Origin of the sequence: Streptomyces sp. BBFR51, assembly GCF_044591655.1 — a bacterium.
Lineage (GTDB): Bacteria > Actinomycetota > Actinomycetes > Streptomycetales > Streptomycetaceae > Streptomyces.
This window is the reverse complement of record NZ_CP172448.1, coordinates 6,276,740-6,292,572: the sequence shown is the minus strand read 5'-3', so window position 1 is coordinate 6,292,572 and position 15,833 is coordinate 6,276,740. Positions and strand designations below refer to the sequence as shown.

Annotated in this window: 13 protein-coding genes; 4 read left to right on the top strand and 9 right to left on the bottom strand. The window is 72.7% G+C overall.

What is annotated here, in order from left to right; translation table 11 throughout:
- Nucleotides 1–31: 31 nt before the first annotated feature.
- On the bottom strand, nt 32–1,297 hold the full coding sequence (locus ACGH7X_RS28795) for an aminotransferase class III-fold pyridoxal phosphate-dependent enzyme (RefSeq protein ID WP_399890032.1): 1,266 nt from the start codon (nt 1,295–1,297) through the stop codon (nt 32–34).
- A 449-nt stretch (nt 1,298–1,746) separates the two neighbouring features.
- Between ACGH7X_RS28795 and ACGH7X_RS28790 the strand changes: the two genes are divergently transcribed.
- Both ACGH7X_RS28790 and ACGH7X_RS28785 read left to right on the top strand, forming a co-directional pair.
- Nucleotides 1,747–2,976: a trypsin-like serine peptidase gene (locus tag ACGH7X_RS28790; RefSeq protein WP_399890029.1), complete on the top strand. Its 1,230-nt coding sequence runs from the start codon at nt 1,747–1,749 to the stop codon at nt 2,974–2,976.
- Between the two features lie 115 nt (nt 2,977–3,091).
- Nucleotides 3,092–4,303, top strand: a complete 1,212-nt coding sequence (locus ACGH7X_RS28785) for a trypsin-like serine peptidase (RefSeq protein ID WP_399890026.1) — start codon at nt 3,092–3,094, stop codon at nt 4,301–4,303.
- A gap of 88 nt (nt 4,304–4,391) precedes the next feature.
- Here the strand turns inward: ACGH7X_RS28785 and hflX are convergent, their stop codons facing one another.
- The 6 genes from hflX to miaA form a co-directional block, all read right to left on the bottom strand.
- Entirely contained in the window at nt 4,392–5,885 is a 1,494-nt protein-coding gene (gene hflX, locus ACGH7X_RS28780) for a GTPase HflX (protein WP_399890023.1), read from the bottom strand.
- 145 nt (nt 5,886–6,030) lie between these two features.
- A complete protein-coding gene (locus tag ACGH7X_RS28775; protein WP_399890020.1) occupies nt 6,031–7,551 on the bottom strand; it encodes a M1 family metallopeptidase in 1,521 nt (506 codons plus the stop codon).
- Between the two features lie 175 nt (nt 7,552–7,726).
- Nucleotides 7,727–9,898, bottom strand: coding sequence for a RelA/SpoT family protein (locus ACGH7X_RS28770; RefSeq protein ID WP_399890017.1), 2,172 nt, complete (start codon nt 9,896–9,898; stop codon nt 7,727–7,729).
- Between the two features lie 274 nt (nt 9,899–10,172).
- Nucleotides 10,173–11,042, bottom strand: a complete 870-nt coding sequence (gene dapF / locus ACGH7X_RS28765) for a diaminopimelate epimerase (RefSeq protein WP_399890014.1) — start codon at nt 11,040–11,042, stop codon at nt 10,173–10,175.
- 102 nt (nt 11,043–11,144) lie between these two features.
- Complete coding sequence (locus tag ACGH7X_RS28760; protein ID WP_399897419.1) at nt 11,145–11,645, bottom strand: hypothetical protein; 501 nt, start codon at nt 11,643–11,645, stop codon at nt 11,145–11,147.
- Nucleotides 11,646–11,752: 107 nt separating this feature from the next.
- On the bottom strand, nt 11,753–12,691 hold the full coding sequence (gene miaA, locus ACGH7X_RS28755) for a tRNA (adenosine(37)-N6)-dimethylallyltransferase MiaA (protein ID WP_399890012.1): 939 nt from the start codon (nt 12,689–12,691) through the stop codon (nt 11,753–11,755).
- 182 nt (nt 12,692–12,873) lie between these two features.
- On the opposite strand from miaA, the gene ACGH7X_RS28750 reads away from it, so the two are divergent.
- Both ACGH7X_RS28750 and ACGH7X_RS28745 read left to right on the top strand, forming a co-directional pair.
- Nucleotides 12,874–13,149, top strand: coding sequence for a hypothetical protein (locus ACGH7X_RS28750; protein ID WP_399890009.1), 276 nt, complete (start codon nt 12,874–12,876; stop codon nt 13,147–13,149).
- Between the two features lie 24 nt (nt 13,150–13,173).
- On the top strand, nt 13,174–13,461 hold the full coding sequence (locus ACGH7X_RS28745) for an antitoxin (RefSeq protein WP_399890006.1): 288 nt from the start codon (nt 13,174–13,176) through the stop codon (nt 13,459–13,461).
- An 82-nt stretch (nt 13,462–13,543) separates the two neighbouring features.
- Here ACGH7X_RS28745 and ACGH7X_RS28740 read toward each other — a convergent pair whose 3' ends face one another.
- Both ACGH7X_RS28740 and miaB read right to left on the bottom strand, forming a co-directional pair.
- A complete protein-coding gene (locus ACGH7X_RS28740; protein WP_399890003.1) occupies nt 13,544–14,257 on the bottom strand; it encodes a class III extradiol dioxygenase subunit B-like domain-containing protein in 714 nt (237 codons plus the stop codon).
- 50 nt (nt 14,258–14,307) lie between these two features.
- Nucleotides 14,308–15,825, bottom strand: coding sequence for a tRNA (N6-isopentenyl adenosine(37)-C2)-methylthiotransferase MiaB (gene miaB, locus ACGH7X_RS28735; protein ID WP_399890000.1), 1,518 nt, complete (start codon nt 15,823–15,825; stop codon nt 14,308–14,310).
- Between the last annotated feature and the right edge of the window lie 8 nt (nt 15,826–15,833).

The following is a 15,833-nucleotide window of genomic DNA, read 5'->3' as shown; positions in this document are numbered from 1 at the left end:
CGGTTGACGTGCTGTGTCCGGGCGGTGGGTCTCAACGCGGGGCGCGGTCCTCGCGTAACCCGGCGGGGTCGCCGGGGCGGCGGTCCACCGCCTGCACGGCGTCGGCGAGCCGGTCCAGGACGGCCGACATCTGCTCCTCGGTGACGATCAGCGGCGGCAGCAGGCGTACGACGTTCGCGCGCGGGCCCGTGACGTCCACGATCAGCCCCCGGCGCAGGCACTCCCGCCGGACGGCGGCGGCGAGTTCGGCGCAGGGGCCGGAACGGGCGCCGTGGGCACGGTCGTCGGGGCCGTCGTCCGGCGCCACCAACTCGACACCGGCCATCAGACCCCGCCCCCGCACTTCCCCGACGCACGCGAACTCCCCGGCCAGGGAACGCAGTCGGGTCAGCATCCGGCCGCCCAGTGCGGCGGCGTGCTCGGCGAGGCGGTGCTCGCGGACGTGGGCGAGGGTGGCCGCGCCCGCGGCCAGGGCGAGTTGGTTGCCGCGGAAGGCACCGGCTCCGGGCTCCCCTGCGCGCGGGGCGTCCCGGTCGTACAGGTCGTCGCGGTGGACGATGGCGGCCAGCGGCAGGCTGCCGCCGATCGCCCCGGAGAGAACGAGTACGTCGGGGGTGACTCCGCTGTGTTCGACCGCCCAGTAGGCGCCGGTCCGCCCGACGCCTGTCCCGGTCTCGTCGACGATCAGCGGGACGGCCCGTGCGGCCGTGCTGCTCCGCATCCGCCGGACCCAGTCGTCCGGCGCGGGAAGCACCCCGTCCTCGCTGCGGACCGGTTCCAGGATCAGACCGGCGGGCGGCTCCTCGCCCGGCCGGAGGTCCTCGAGGACGGATGCGGCCCCGTGGTCGGCGTCCGTCGTGCCGGGGCGGGCGTCGGTGGATGCGATCACCCGGGTCCGTCCGGTGGCGGCGCGCACCAGTGCGACGGCATGTGCGACGGGGTCCGCTCCGGACGGGCCGCAGAACCGCACGCGCGCGTGGTCGGCGAGCCCGGTTGGCAGGGTGCGCAGCAGTTCGGTGACGAAGGCGTCCTCGACGGGGGTGGTGAGGTCCGTGACCTGCAAGGGGGCACCCGAGTCGAGGACCCTGCGGATCGCCTCCAATACGACGGGGTGGTTGTGTCCCAGGGCCAGGGTTCCCGCGCCGGAGACGCAGTCCAGGTAACGGCGGCCGTCGGCGCCCTCGATGGTGAGCCCCCGGGCCCGGACCGGTACGACCGGGAGGGCGCGCGCGTAGGTGCGCGCCGCCGGCTCACGCGCCGGCTGGCGCCTCGGAGCGCCCTCTCGCGCGGTGCGCACCCGTGTGGGCGTCTCGGCCGCGGGCCCCCTCCCCTCGACCGGCCCGGCGTCTACGCCTGCGGACGCACATGCCCCGTACGCGGATTCCGCCACGGCTCGTCGACCTCCCGCCGCCCGGACGATGCGACGCACCGGTCGCTCCCGGCACGGGGGACCGCGTCCGGACAGCGGGCCCCCCACCGCTACCAACCGCGGACCGTTCACCGGGTTACGGCCGGCCGGAAGATCCTTGCCCGAACGGGGATTTCGCCGTCCGGTCCGGCGCCGCGGCCCGGCCGTCCGGGACGTCGGGCGCCCCGTGGCAGGTCAGACGGCTGTGTCCGAACCGTTGCCGTTCCGTCGGAACTCCCCCACAGCCAACCAATAGTGTGTGGTGCCGTTCCAGGTCACCGCCGCACGGCGGCTCGGCCGCGGCACCACGTACGTTCACAGCAGGGGGAATCAACACCATGCGATCCATACGGCCGTCGTTCACCACGCGCCAGAACCGGCGCGGGCGCCGCGGAACCTCCTCCGCGGCCGCCGCCGTGGCGCTCGTCTCGGCGCTCGCACTCACCGCCACGGCGTGCGAGGACGGCGACCCCGAGGCGGGCGGCGACGCCTCGGCCTCCGCGTCCGCCGCGGACGACGCCAAGGGCGGGATCCAGATCCCGGACCACATCAAGGACAAGCTCAAGGAACACGGGATCGACGTCGACGACTGGAAGAACGGCGCCTGGAAGAACTGGAACAAGGACGACTGGCTGCGCGAGGCGCAGGACTTCGTCAACCCGATCATCGAGGACCTGTGGGACCCGGACCGGATGCGGGACGCCGAGGAGCCGGACCAGGAGGTCGACGACAGCGACATCTCGGGTGACCAGGGCGTCACCGACCCGGAGCCGGCACCCGTCGAGGCGGCGGCCGTACCGGCGAAGTACCACGACAACGCCGCCACGGCCGGCAAGCTCCTCTTCGACTCCCCCAAGGGTTCGATGGTCTGCTCGGCGACGGTCGTGGCGGACCCGGCCCACCCCGGCAAGTCCAACATGGTGTGGACGGCCGGTCACTGCGTGCACGCCGGCAAGAGCGGGGGCTGGTACCGCAACATCGCCTTCGTGCCGTCGTACAACGACGCGGACATGTCGGCCGAGGAACTGCAGAACGCCACCAAGGAGGAAGTCGCTCCCTACGGCGTGTGGTGGGGCGACTGGGCGCAGACCTCGGACCAGTGGATCGAGCAGGGCGGTGCGACGGGCGGTGACGGCGCCTCGTACGACTTCGCCGTGATCCATGTGACGCCGGAGAAGGGCAGCGGCGGCAAGTCCCTGGAGGAGACGGTCGGCTCGGCTCTGCCGGTGGACTTCGACGCGCCCGCCGTGCCGGAGATCGAGAGCATGAAGGCGATCGGCTACCCGGCCGCGCCGCCCTACGACGGTCAGAAGCTGTACCAGTGCGCCGACAAGCCCGGGCGGCTGTCGATCAACGCCTCCGACCCGACGATGTACCGCATCGGCTGCACCATGACCGGCGGTTCGTCCGGCGGCGGCTGGATCGCCACGGGTTCCGACGGCAAGCCGACGCTGGTGTCCAACACGTCGATCGGCCCGGTGACGGCCGGCTGGCTGGCCGGTCCGCGCCTCGGCAAGGAGGCCAAGGGCGTGTTCGACGCGGTGAGCGGCAAGTTCACCGGCCAGTGATCCCGTACCGGGCACCGCGCTGAACCAGCGCCAGGGGTGGGGTGCGTCGGGCCGAGGCCGGCACCCCACCGCACGTTCCACGACATTCATACGTTTCAACGGGGGTCGTCGCACCATGCGTTCCACACCTACGTCCGCCGCGCCACGGCGCCGGCGGCGCACCGTACTCGTCGCCACCGGCCTCGCCGCCGTCCTGACGCTCACCGCGACCGCCTGCGGGGCGGAGAAGGACGAGGCGGACGCCAAGCCCAGTGGTGGCACCTCCCAGGCCGCCGACGCCGGTGACACCGGTGGCGAGGGCGGGCTCCCGGCCGGACTCGCGGACCGGCTCAAGGAGCACGGCATCGACGTCGACCAGTGGAAGGACGGCGGCTGGAAGAACTGGGACGAGGACAAGTGGCTCAGTGAGGCCAAGGACTTCGTCAACCCGGTGATCGAGGGCCTGTGGAAGCCGGACCGGATGAAGTCCGCGAAGGAGGCCGACAAGACCGTCACGACCAAGGACACGGCCGCCGACCAGGGCACCACCGACCCGGAGCCGGCGCCCGTGGAGGCCGTGGCCGAGAAGAAGCCGTACCACGAGAACGCCGCCCCGGTGGGCAAGGTCTTCTTCGATTCCCCCGAGGGCTCGATGGTCTGCTCCGGCACGGTGATCAAGGACGTGAACCACCCGGGCAAGTCCAACCTGGTGTGGACGGCGGGCCACTGCGTGCACGCCGGTGGTGGCGGCGGCTGGTATCGCAACATCACCTTCGTCCCCTCGTACAACGACTACGGCAAGTCCGAGGCGGAGCTGGCGAACGCGACCACGACCGAGATGGCCCCGTACGGCACCTGGTGGGCCGACTGGGCGTCGACCTCGGACCAGTGGATCCGGGGCGGCTCGGAGAGCGGCGGTGACGGGGCCGCGTACGACTACTCGGTGCTGCACGTGAAGCCGGAGCAGGGCGGCAAGTCGCTGGAGGAGACGGTCGGTGCCGCGCTGGAGGTGGACTTCTCCGCGCCGTCGGCGACGGAGGTGTCCAGCATGGGTGCCTGGGGCTACCCGGCCGCGCCGCCGTACAACGGCCTGGAGATGTTCAAGTGCGTCGACAAGCCCGGCCGGCTGTCGCTGAGCCCGTCGCTGCCGCCGATGTACCGCATCGGCTGCACCATGACCGGTGGTTCGTCGGGCGGCGGCTGGTTCCGGGTGGTGGACGGGGAGACGAAGCTGGTCTCCAACACCTCGATCGGCCCGCTGGAGAACACCTGGCTGGCGGGTCCGCAGCTGGGCCGGTCGGCCGAGGCGATGTACCAGAACATGAGCGAGACGTACGGCGGTCGGTGAACCGCACGTGACGAGGGCCCGTCCCCTGCCGCGGCAGGGGACGGGCCCTCGGTCGTTGCCCTACGGCCGCGCGGGGCGGCCCCCGGTCTCAGGCGAGCGGCGCCGGAACGTACGGCGTCAGCTCCGCCGCCAGTTCCTCGTGCACCCGCACCTTGAGCAGGGTGCCCTCCGGGGTGTGCTCCTCGGAGATCACCTCGCCCTCGTCATGGGCGCGGGCGACGAGCTTGCCGTGGGTGTACGGCACGAGCGCCTCGATCTCGACCGAGGGACGCGGCAGCTCGTTGTCGATCAGCGCGAGCAGCTGGTCGATGTTGCGGCCGGTGCGCGCCGAGACGGCGATGGCCCGCTTCTCGACCCGCAGCAGCCGCTGGAGGACCAGCGGGTCGGCCATGTCGGCCTTGTTGATCACGACGATCTCGGGTACGCCGGTGGCGCCGACGTCCCTGATCACCTCGCGCACGGCGGCCAGCTGCTCCTCCGGGACGGGGTGCGAACCGTCGACCACGTGCAGGATCAGGTCGGACTCGCCGACCTCCTCCATCGTGGAGCGGAACGCCTCGACCAGGTGGTGCGGCAGATGCCGGACGAAGCCGACGGTGTCCGCCAGGGTGTACAGACGGCCGCTCGGCGTCTCCGCGCGGCGCACGGTCGGGTCGAGGGTGGCGAACAGCGCGTTCTCCACCAGCACGCCCGCGCCCGTGAGGCGGTTGAGCAGCGACGACTTGCCGGCGTTGGTGTAGCCCGCGATGGCGACGGAGGGCACCTTGTGGCGCTTGCGCTCCTGGCGCTTGATCTCGCGGCCGGTCTTCATCTCCGCGATCTCCCGGCGCATCTTCGCCATCTTCTCGCGGATCCGTCGCCGGTCCGTCTCGATCTTGGTCTCACCGGGACCGCGGGTGGCGAGGCCGCCGCCCTTGCCGCCGCCCATCTGCCGGGACAGGGACTGACCCCAGCCGCGCAGCCTCGGCAGCATGTACTGCATCTGCGCGAGCGCGACCTGCGCCTTGCCCTCTCGGGACTTGGCGTGCTGGGCGAAGATGTCCAGGATCAGGGCGGTGCGGTCGATGACCTTGACCTTGACGACGTCCTCGAGGTGGATCAGCTGACCCGGGCTCAGCTCACCGTCGCAGATGACCGTGTCCGCGCCCGTGTGGAGGACGACGTCCCGCAGCTCCTCGGCCTTGCCGGAGCCGATGTAGGTGGCGGCGTCGGGCTTGTCGCGGCGCTGGATGACGCCGTCGAGCACGAGCGCGCCCGCCGTCTCCGCGAGGGCGGCCAGCTCGGCCAGGGAGTTCTCCGCGTCCTGCACGGTGCCCGAGGTCCACACGCCGACGAGGACCACCCGCTCCAGGCGGAGCTGGCGGTACTCGACCTCGGTGACGTCCTCGAGCTCGGTGGACAGGCCCGCCACCCGGCGCAGGGCCGCGCGGTCGGAGCGGTCGAACTGCTCGCCGTCCCACTGCGAGCCGCTCTCGTGGTTCCAGGCGACGTCCTCTTCCATCAGGGCATCGGCCCGAAGGCCCTCGGGATAGGTCTGCGCGAGACGCTTGGTGTCCTGGGAGGGGGAAGAAGAGGAGGTCATTGGATCCTTACGTAGCTGGGAAGGGGTGGCGCGGCACTTGAACCGCGACGCTCTGAACAACGTACGAGCCGCCGGGGAGATTCCCGCGGCCCGTACCGCGCCGTCCCGAAGATGGTCGCACGGTACGGGCCGTCTCGTCATCGGCTTATTCCCCGTGTGCCTTCTGGGACGCGGGCGCCTGCTCGGTGGCCGTCGGCTTCCAGTCCGGGTGGCCGGGCATCGGCGGGGTCTTCTCGCCGTACAGCCAGGCCTGGAAGAAGTCGCCCAGGTCGCGGCCGGAGATCTCGGCTGCGAGCCGGACGAAGTCGGAGGTCGTGGCCGTGCCGTCCCGGTGGCGGCCGACCCAGGCCGCCTCGAGGCGCTCGAAGGCCGGGCGGCCGATCTCCTGGCGCAGGGCGTAGAGCACGAGGGCGGCGCCGTCGTAGACGTTGGCGCGGAAGATTCCGGTCTTGCTGCCGTTCTTCGGCGGTTTGGGGGCGGCGGGCGGTCCGCCCGCCGTGCGCCAGCGGTCGGAGGCACCGTAGGCGGCCTTCATGCGCGCCGCCATGGGCTTGTCCGCGGTCTCCTCGGCGTACAGCGCCTCGTACCAGGTGGCGTGTCCCTCGTTGAGCCACAGGTCGGACCAGGTGCCCGGGCCGACGCTGTTGCCGAACCACTGGTGGGCCAGCTCGTGGACCATGATCGACTCGACGTACCACTTGGGGTAGGCGGGCTCGGTGAACAGCTCCCGTTCGAAGAGGGAGAGCGTCTGGGTCTCGAGTTCGAAGCCGGTGGTGGCGTCGGCCATGAGCAGGCCGTACGTCTCGAAGGGGTAGCGCCCGACCTTCTTCTCCATCCAGGCGATCTGGTCGGGGGTCTTCTTCAGCCACGGTTCGAGCGCCGCGCGGTGCTTCGTCGGCACGACGTCCCTCACGGGCAGTCCGTGCGGGCCGGCCCGGTGCAGCACGGTGGAGCGGCCGATGGACACCTGGGCCAGTTCGGTGGCCATGGGGTGCTGGGTCCGGTAGGTCCAGGTGGTCGATCCGCCGCTGCGGTCCACGCCCGTCGGCAGGCCGTTCGCGACGGCCGTGAGCCCGTCGGGGGCGGTGACGCGGAAGGTGAAGCGCGCCTTGTCGGAGGGGTGGTCGTTGCAGGGGAACACGAGGTGGGCGACGTCGGCCTGGTTGGCCATGGCGAGGCCGTCGGCGGTGCGCACCCAGCCGCCCTGGCGGTCCTCGGGATACACGGGATCGCTGCTGTGCCGCACGGTGATCCGCGTCCACTCGCCCTCGTCGAGCGGGTCCTCCGGCGTGACGACGAGGTCCTCGCCGGCCGTGCCGAAGTCGGCGGGCTCGCCGTCGACCTCGACGGAGTCGACCGTTCCGTGGGCGAAGTCGAGGTTGACCCGGTTCAGGTCGGCCGTGGTCCGGGCGTCGATGGTGGTGACGGCCTTCAGCGGCTTGGTGTTGCTGCCGGAGTAGGTGAAGGAGAGGTCGTACGCCGCCACGTCGTAGCCGGGGTTGCCCAGGTGCGGGTAGAGACGGTCGCCGACACCCAGCGGGGCGGGCGGGGCGCTCGCGGCGACCAGGCAGACGGAGACGGCCGAGGCGAGCAGCGCCGCGGCCCTGAGCCGGCGCCGGGAGCGCGGGCGGGACCGCGGAGTCGGGGGGTGAGGGGTGTGCAGCATCCCTCACGGCTATCAGCGCGCGCGTGCCCCGCGGCGACGGCGCGCGCCCGGGGCACCCGAACGGGTACGTCCCCCGGGCCGTGCCGCGGCGCACCGGCATCACCGTCCGGGACGGCTCTCCCGGCTCTCCCGTACGCGTGGGGCTCGCGCGGCTCTCCCGTACGGCGTGCCGGGATCAGGCGCCGGTCGGCTGCGGCTGTGCCCGGCTGACGTCGTACACGCCGGCCACGTCGCGCATCGCGCGCATGAGGGCGGGCAGCCGGGCGGCGTCCGGGAGCAGGACGGTGTAGGTGTGACGGACCCGCTGCCGGTCCGGGGGTTCGACGGTGGCGGAGACGATCTCGGCGCCTTCGAGGGCCATGGCCTCGGTGAGGTCGGCCAGCAGGTGCGGGCGGCCGAACGATTCGGCGAGCAGGGTGACCCGGCATTCGGTGCTCTCCCCCCAGCGCACACCGACCTCCGCGCGCCCGGCGCTCTTCATGCGCGCCACCACCGCGCAGTGGGCGCGGTGCACGGTCACCACTCCCCCGCGCACGGCGAAGCCGGTGATCTCGTCGGGCGGTACGGGGGTGCAGCAGCCCGCCAGTCGCACGGCCGCGCCCGGTGGGTCGACGAGGACGTCGGCGGAGTCGGGGCGGCCGGCCGGCGCGTCGGTGGCCGGGCGCGGGGTGTGGGAGCGGGCGTCGGGCCCGACGGAGCCGCGGGCCGTCTCCTCCGCTTCGGGTGCCGGCTCCGGGTGGGCCGCGAGCCGGCGCTGGATGGCGATCCGCGCGGCCGGCGTGTGGGCGTGCTCCAGCCACTCCCTGGAGGGCTCGGAGGCGGGGTCCTGGCCCATCAGGAGCTGCACGGTGTCGCCGTCACGCAGCACCGTGCTCATGGTCGCCAGCCGGCCGTTGACCCGGGCGCCCATGGTCGCGTGGGCGTCCTCGCCGTACTGGGCGTAGGCGGCGTCGACGCAGGTCGCGCCTTCGGGGAGGCCGAGGGTGCCGCCGTCGGGGCGGAAGACGGTGATCTCGCGGTCCTGGGCGAGGTCCTCGCGCAGGGTGGACCAGAAGGTGTCGGGGTCGGGGGCCCCGCGCTGCCAGTCGAGCAGCCGGGAGAGCCAGCCGGGCCTGGTCGGGTCGGCGCGCTCGCCGTCACCCGCGCCCTGCTGCTCCTCCGACGGCGGGGCGTAGGGGTTGCCGAGCGCGACGACGCCGGCCTCGGCGACCTTGTGCATCTGGTGGGTGCGGATGAGGACTTCGACGACCTGACCGTCCTGCGCCCGGGCCACCGCGGTGTGCAGCGACTGGTACAGGTTGAACTTGGGGACGGCGATGAAGTCCTTGAACTCCGAGACGACGGGCGTCAGACAGGTGTGCAGTTCACCGAGGACGGCGTAGCAGTCGGCGTCCTCCTGCACGAGCACCAGGAGGCGGCCGAAGTCCGCGCCGCCGAGCGGGCCGCGCTTGCGGGAGACGCGGTGCACCGAGACGAAGTGGCGGGGGCGGATGAGGACTTCGGCCTGGATGTCCGCCTCGCGCAGCACACCCCGCACCTCGTCGGCGACCGCGGCGAGCGGGTCGTCCGCGCGGGCGGCGTTCTCGTTGACCAACTCCCGCGTGTGCTCGTACTCCTCGGGGTGCATGACCGCGAAGACGAGGTCCTCCAGCTCCGACTTGAGCGCCTGGACGCCGAGCCGTTCGGCGAGCGGGATGAGGACGTCGCGGGTGACCTTGGCGATGCGTTCCTGTTTCTCGCGGCGCATGACGCCGAGGGTGCGCATGTTGTGGAGCCGGTCGGCGAGTTTGATCGACATCACGCGGACGTCGTTGCCGGTGGCGAGGAGCATCTTGCGGAAGGTCTCGGGCTCGGCGGCGGCGCCGTAGTCGACCTTCTCCAGCTTGGTGACGCCGTCGACGAGGTAGCGGACCTCGGCGCCGAATTGCTCGCCGACCTGATCGAGCGTCACCTCGGTGTCCTCGACGGTGTCGTGGAGGAGCGAGGCGGTCAGTGTGGTGGTCTCCGCGCCGAGTTCGGCGAGGATCAGGGTGACGGCGAGGGGGTGGGTGATGTACGGCTCGCCGCTCTTGCGCATCTGGCCGCGGTGCGAGGACTCGGCCAGGACGTAGGCGCGGCGCAGCGGGTCGATGTCGGCGTCGGGGTGGTGGGCGCGGTGGGCCTCGACGACGTGGCTGATGGCGTCGGGCAGCCGGCTGCGGGTGGCGGAGCCGAGCAGTGCGGCGCGGCCCAGCCGGCGCAGGTCGATCCGGGGGCGGGCCTTTCTGCGGGGCGCCGGCGCGACGGCGCCGGTGGCCGCGGGCGGCACAGGGCCTGGGCTCGCTGGATTCACGGCCTCCGCATTCATGGGCACCTCCGACTGCGCGGACCGGCGGACGGGGTATCCCAGGGCGGACACGGCTCAGGGGATGGTGTCGGTCCCCCGTCCGGGCCGGTGCTTGATGCTATCGAGCCCACCACGTGCGGCTGACCGCCTCTCGCCGAGCGTGAAACGGATCACCCATTCGAGCGATGGTCCGAGGGTTTACGTTTTCGCACTGAGTGTCATGGTCCGGGCTGTGGTTCACCCGTTCGTCGTCATTCATCGTTGATCCGTGCTTGATCCGTGCTTGATCCGTGGTTCAGGCGAGTACCCCTTCCAGCCATGCGGAGTCGAACTCGCCCTCGGCGACGATCACCGCGGGTCCGGTCATCTCGATCCCGCCGTCGGGGTGCTCGGTGATCACCAGGGTGCCGCCGGGCACGTCGACCGTGTACGTCGCCGGGGTGCCGGTGACGGCCGGGTCGGTGCCGTCCCGGCGGGCGGTGGCGACGGCGACGGCGCAGGCGCCGGTGCCGCAGGAGCGGGTCTCCCCGGAGCCGCGCTCGTGCACGCGCATCGCGACGTGGCAGGGCCCCCGGTCGACCACGAACTCCACGTTGACCCCGTCCGGGTACGCGCTGGCGGGCTCGTGGGGCGGCGGGGTGTACAGGTCGCCGGCGTGGGCGAGGTCGGCGACGAAGGCGACCGCGTGCGGATTGCCCATGTTCACGTTCCGCGCGGGCCAGCTGCGCTCACCGACGCTCACCACGACGTCGCCCTCGGGGAGCCCGGCGCGGCCCATGCCGACGGTGACGTCACCGTTCTTCGCGAGGTGGACGTGCTTCACGCCGCCGCGCGTCGCGATGGCGAGGTCGCCCTCGGCGGCGTGCCCGGCGCGCTGGAGGTAGCGGGCGAAGACCCGCACGCCGTTGCCGCACATCTCCGCGACCGAGCCGTCGCCGTTGCGGTAGTCCATGAACCACTCGGCCTCGGCGGCCATGCCGCGGGCCTCGGGGTGCGCCGCGGACCGCACCACGTGCAGCAGTCCGTCGCCGCCGACGCCCGCGCGGCGGTCGCACAGGACGGCGACGGCGGCGGGGGGCAGGTCGAGGGCGTTCTCCGGGTCCGGAACGATCACGAAGTCGTTCTCGGTGCCGTGCCCCTTGAGGAAGGCGATCCGCGTGCTCATTCCTCGATCGTACGGGTTGGGCACGACGTGACGACGAGGGGCGGAGGTGGGCCGGGCGGGAGGTGGGCGGGGACGGCGGAGATCGGGAGGGGCGGAGCCCGCTCAGCCCCGCAGGCGAGCCACCCGCCACACGGCCAGGACGACGACTGCGGCGACGGCCAGGGCGTAGACCATGATCATCCGCCAGTCGGCACGCCGCCCCGACCCGCGCTGCGGCAGTCCGGGCCAGGTGTAGCCGACCCGGCGGGCGGCCATCATGCCCCAGCCGGCCGCGCAGGAGCAGATCAGCAGCCCCAGCATCGCGATCACGGCGCCGCTGTCGCCGAAGTCGAAGGCGAGCGGGAAGGCGAACATCAGGGAGCCGAGCGCGGCCAGGCACACGATGGGCGCGAGCTGCCAGATCCGCAGCCGGCGCTGGGGACGCAGTTCGACCTCGACCTCGTCCCCGTACATCGCGTCGGGCTCGGGGCCGTCGGCGGCGACACGCTCCGGCGCCTCGTCGGGGCCGTCGGGGCTCAGGGCGGCTCCGTCCGGCTCCGGTCCGCCGTGGTCGGCGGTGCCGTGCTCGGTGCTCGGTGCGGTGTCGCGAGGGCCGGCCTCCATCGCCACGCGCCCTCCCAACTTGGACTCACTCGGTCGATCGAAGCTCGATGATGGCACGCCGCCGAAGGCCCGGATGACGGCCGGGGCGTCCCGATGCCATCACGTGATCAGGCTGTGACCGGTCGTTCGACCAACGACAGGGCGAGCCGCGGAAGTTCCGCGCGATCCGCCACACCCCCACTCAACCAGTGCACCCGCGGATCGCGCCTGAACCACGAATCCTGACGGCGCGCGAAGCGCTTGGTGGCACGGACGGTCTCGGCGCGCGCCTCGTCCAGCGTGCACTCGCCGGCGAGCGCCGCGAGGACCTGCTGGTAGCCGAGCGCGCGCGACGCCGTACGACCCTCGCGCAACCCCTGCGCTTCGAGTGCGCGCACCTCGTCGACCAGTCCCGCCTCCCACATCCGGTCGACGCGCAGGGCGATGCGCTCGTCCAGTTCGGGGCGGGCCACGTCGACGCCGATCTGCACGGTGTCGTAGACGGAGTCGTGACCGGGGAGGTTGGCGGTGAAGGGCCTGCCGGTGATCTCGATCACCTCGAGGGCGCGCACGATGCGGCGCCCGTTGCTGGGCAGGATGGCCCGCCCGGCTTCCGGGTCGGCGGCGGCCAGGCGGTCGTGCAGCGCACCGGAGCCGCCCAGTGCGAGCTCCTCCTCCAGCCGGGCCCTGATCTCGGGGTCGGTGCCGGGGAACTCCAGGTTGTCGACGGCCCCGCGGACGTAGAGGCCGGAGCCGCCGACGAGGACCGGCCAGCGTCCCCGGGCGAGCAGCGCGTCGATCCGCTCCCGCGCCAGCCGCTGGTACTCGGCGACGGACGCCGTGACCGTCACGTCCCAGACGTCCAGCAGATGGTGCGGGACGCCGCCGCGTTCGTCGGGCGTCAGCTTGGCGGTGCCGATGTCCATCCCACGGTAGAGCTGCATGGAGTCGGCGTTGACGACCTCGCCGCCGAGCCGCTCGGCCAGGAAAACGCCCAGATCGGACTTTCCGGCCGCGGTGGGACCGACGACGGCGATGACGCGGGGGGCGGGGGGTGCGCTGCTCACGGCACCAGTCTCGCAAACCTCCCACGTCGCCCTCGAACGAGTTACGTGACGCTCCGCGGCCGGGGTCGTTGCCCGTTGCGAGGTTCCCGCTCCCCGGACCACCGGGTCATGGCCCCGGCCACGCAAACGGACGCACCGGATGCCGCGGGATTTCGCCCGCACGAGTAACGTATGGAGTTGATATGGGCGTTTTTGCACGGCTTTTTCGGAGGTCGAAGACCACCGAGGAGGCGTCGGCCGCCGAGAAGCGGACCGACACCCCGGACCCCGGGCTCGCGACCGAGGAGAAGACAGCCGAGGCCGCCGAGACGACCGACGCCGGTCCCCGGAACACGGCGGAGGCCGACGCGGCCGCCGGAGCCGCCGAGGCCGGCGACTCGGACGGCGTCGGCATCCCCAAGCAGCAGTCCGCCGGGGAGGCCGTCGACAACGAGGCCGACAAGGGCGCCCGCACCTGACTGCCCCGTGAGGGAAGGCGAACCATGGGTCTCCTGGACAACTTGAAGGCCAGACTCGAACCGGCGAAGGGCAAGGTCTCCGACCTCGCCCAGCAGCACGGGGACAAGATCGATCGCGGTCTCGACAAGATGGCGCGGACCGTCGACGAGAGGACCAAGGGCAAGTACAGCGACCGGATCCAGACGGGTACGGACAAGGCCAAGGGCGCCAAGGACCGCCTCGCTCACAAGGACGACGAAGGCAGGGACGGAGGCGGCACACCGGGCACCCCCGGCGCCACCCCGCCCGCCGGACCGCCTCCGGCTTCCTGACCCCAGCGCGTCGGCGGACGGCCACGGAGCGGATCAGCACACCCCGCTCCGGACCGTCCGCGCGCGCTGTGGCACGCCTGAGCTACGCCCAGGTCGCCGCGATATACCCCACCCCGTACGGCGCGTCCTCGTACAGCAGCGCGCCGGCGAGGTCCGCGCCCTCGGCGGCGCCCGCGAGGACCTGCCAGGGCGCCCGGCCGGACACCTTCAGCTCACGGGCCAGTACGGCGTCCAGCGCGGCGATGGCGGTCACGTCCGCCGCGCCCAGCGCACGTCCCGCCGCCGCGTCGAAGGGCGCCGCCCGCTCGTCGAGGTACCCCGGGGCCTTGAGCGTGCGGCACGCGCTCGCGTCGCCCAGCACCAGCAGCGCCACCCGATCGTCCCGCGCGGCGAGATCCCGCCCGAGGGCCGCGCAGCGCCCGGCGTCGAGGGCCTCCCCCACCCCGACGCCCTCGACGGGAGCGTCGGCCCACCCGATCCGCCCGAGCAGCCAGGCCCCGACGGCGAGCCCGTACGGCAGCTCCGGCCCGTCCGACGCCCCCGCCCCTGCGCCCAGCCGTACGTCCACCTCCACACCGAAGCCGCGGAACGACCCCCGCGCGCCCGGCGGGTGGACCTCGGGCCCGGCGGAATCCGCGGGTCCGACGACCACGAGCCGGTCGGGCCGGGCCGCGGCGAGCACGCCCAGCGCGTCCACGCACGCGGCGCGGGCGGCGTCCAGCTCGGGCGCGGCGCCCGCGGCGACCTCCGGTACGAGGAGCGGCGGGCAGGGACAGACGGCGGCGGCGACAAGCATGATCGGCAGCGTAACCCCGCAGCGCCGCCCCTCCGCGGCAACCCCCGCCGTCAGTCGCAGCCGCAGCCGCTCGCCACGGCCGGCTGGGGCTCGGGAACCCCGATCTGCGGCAGGCCCAGCATGACGCCGGCCGGCTTGGCCTGCTCGGCGGCGTTGCGCTTCTCCCAGGCGTCGCCCGCGCGCGTGCGGCGCACACCGAGCGCCTTGCCCTCGGCGAGGAGGTGGTGCGGAGCGGCGTAGGTGATCTCGACCGTCACCACGTCGCCCGGACGGACCTCCTGGTCGGGCTTGGTGAAGTGCACCAGGCGGTTGTCGGGGGCGCGGCCCGACAGGCGGTGGGTGGCGCCGTCCTTGCGGCCCTCGCCCTCGGCGACCATCAGCTCCAGGGTGCGGCCGACCTGCTTCTTGTTCTCCTCCCAGGAGATCTCCTCCTGGAGGGCGACGAGACGCTCGTAGCGCTCCTGGACGACCGCCTTGGGGATCTGGCCGTCCATCTCGGCGGCCGGGGTGCCGGGCCGCTTGGAGTACTGGAAGGTGAAGGCCTGGGCGAAGCGGGCCTCGCGGACCACGTGCAGGGTCTGCTCGAAGTCCTCCTCGGTCTCGCCGGGGAAGCCCACGATGATGTCGGTGGTGATCGCGGCGTGCGGGATGGCGGCGCGGACCTTCTCGATGATCCCCAGGTAGCGCTCCTGGCGGTACGAGCGGCGCATCGCCCTGAGCACCCGGTCGGAGCCGGACTGGAGCGGCATGTGCAGCTGCGGCATCGCGTTGGGCGTCTCGGCCATGGCGGCGATGACGTCGTCGGTGAAGTCGCGCGGGTGCGGGGAGGTGAAGCGGACGCGCTCCAGTCCTTCGATGTTCCCGCAGGCGCGCAGCAGCTTGCCGAACGCCTCGCGGTCGCCGATGTCGGAGCCGTAGGCGTTGACGTTCTGCCCGAGGAGGGTGATCTCGCTGACGCCCTCGGCGACCAGGGCCTCGACCTCGGCGAGGATGTCACCGGGGCGGCGGTCCTTCTCCTTGCCGCGCAGCGCGGGGACGATGCAGAAGGTGCAGGTGTTGTTGCAGCCGACGGAGATGGAGACCCAGGCCGCGTAGGCGCTCTCGCGCCGGGTCGGCAGCGTGGACGGGAACGCCTCCAGGGACTCGGCGATCTCGACCTGCGCCTCCTCCTGCACGCGGGCGCGCTCGAGCAGCACCGGGAGCTTGCCGATGTTGTGCGTGCCGAAGACGACGTCCACCCAGGGCGCCCGCTTCACGATGGTGTCGCGGTCCTTCTGCGCCAGGCAGCCGCCGACGGCGATCTGCATCCCGGGCCGGCTCGCCTTCCTCGGGGCGAGGCGGCCGAGGTTGCCGTACAGCTTGTTGTCGGCGTTCTCCCGCACGGCGCAGGTGTTGAAGACGACGACGTCCGCGTCGCCGTCGGCACCCTCGGGGGCGCGGACGTAACCCGCGCCCTCCAGCAGACCGGACAATCGCTCGGAGTCGTGGACGTTCATCTGGCACCCGTAGGTGCGTACTTCATAGGTGCGCGTGCCGCCCACTGACTGGCTCCGGTCGATGCTGCTCATGGCAACAA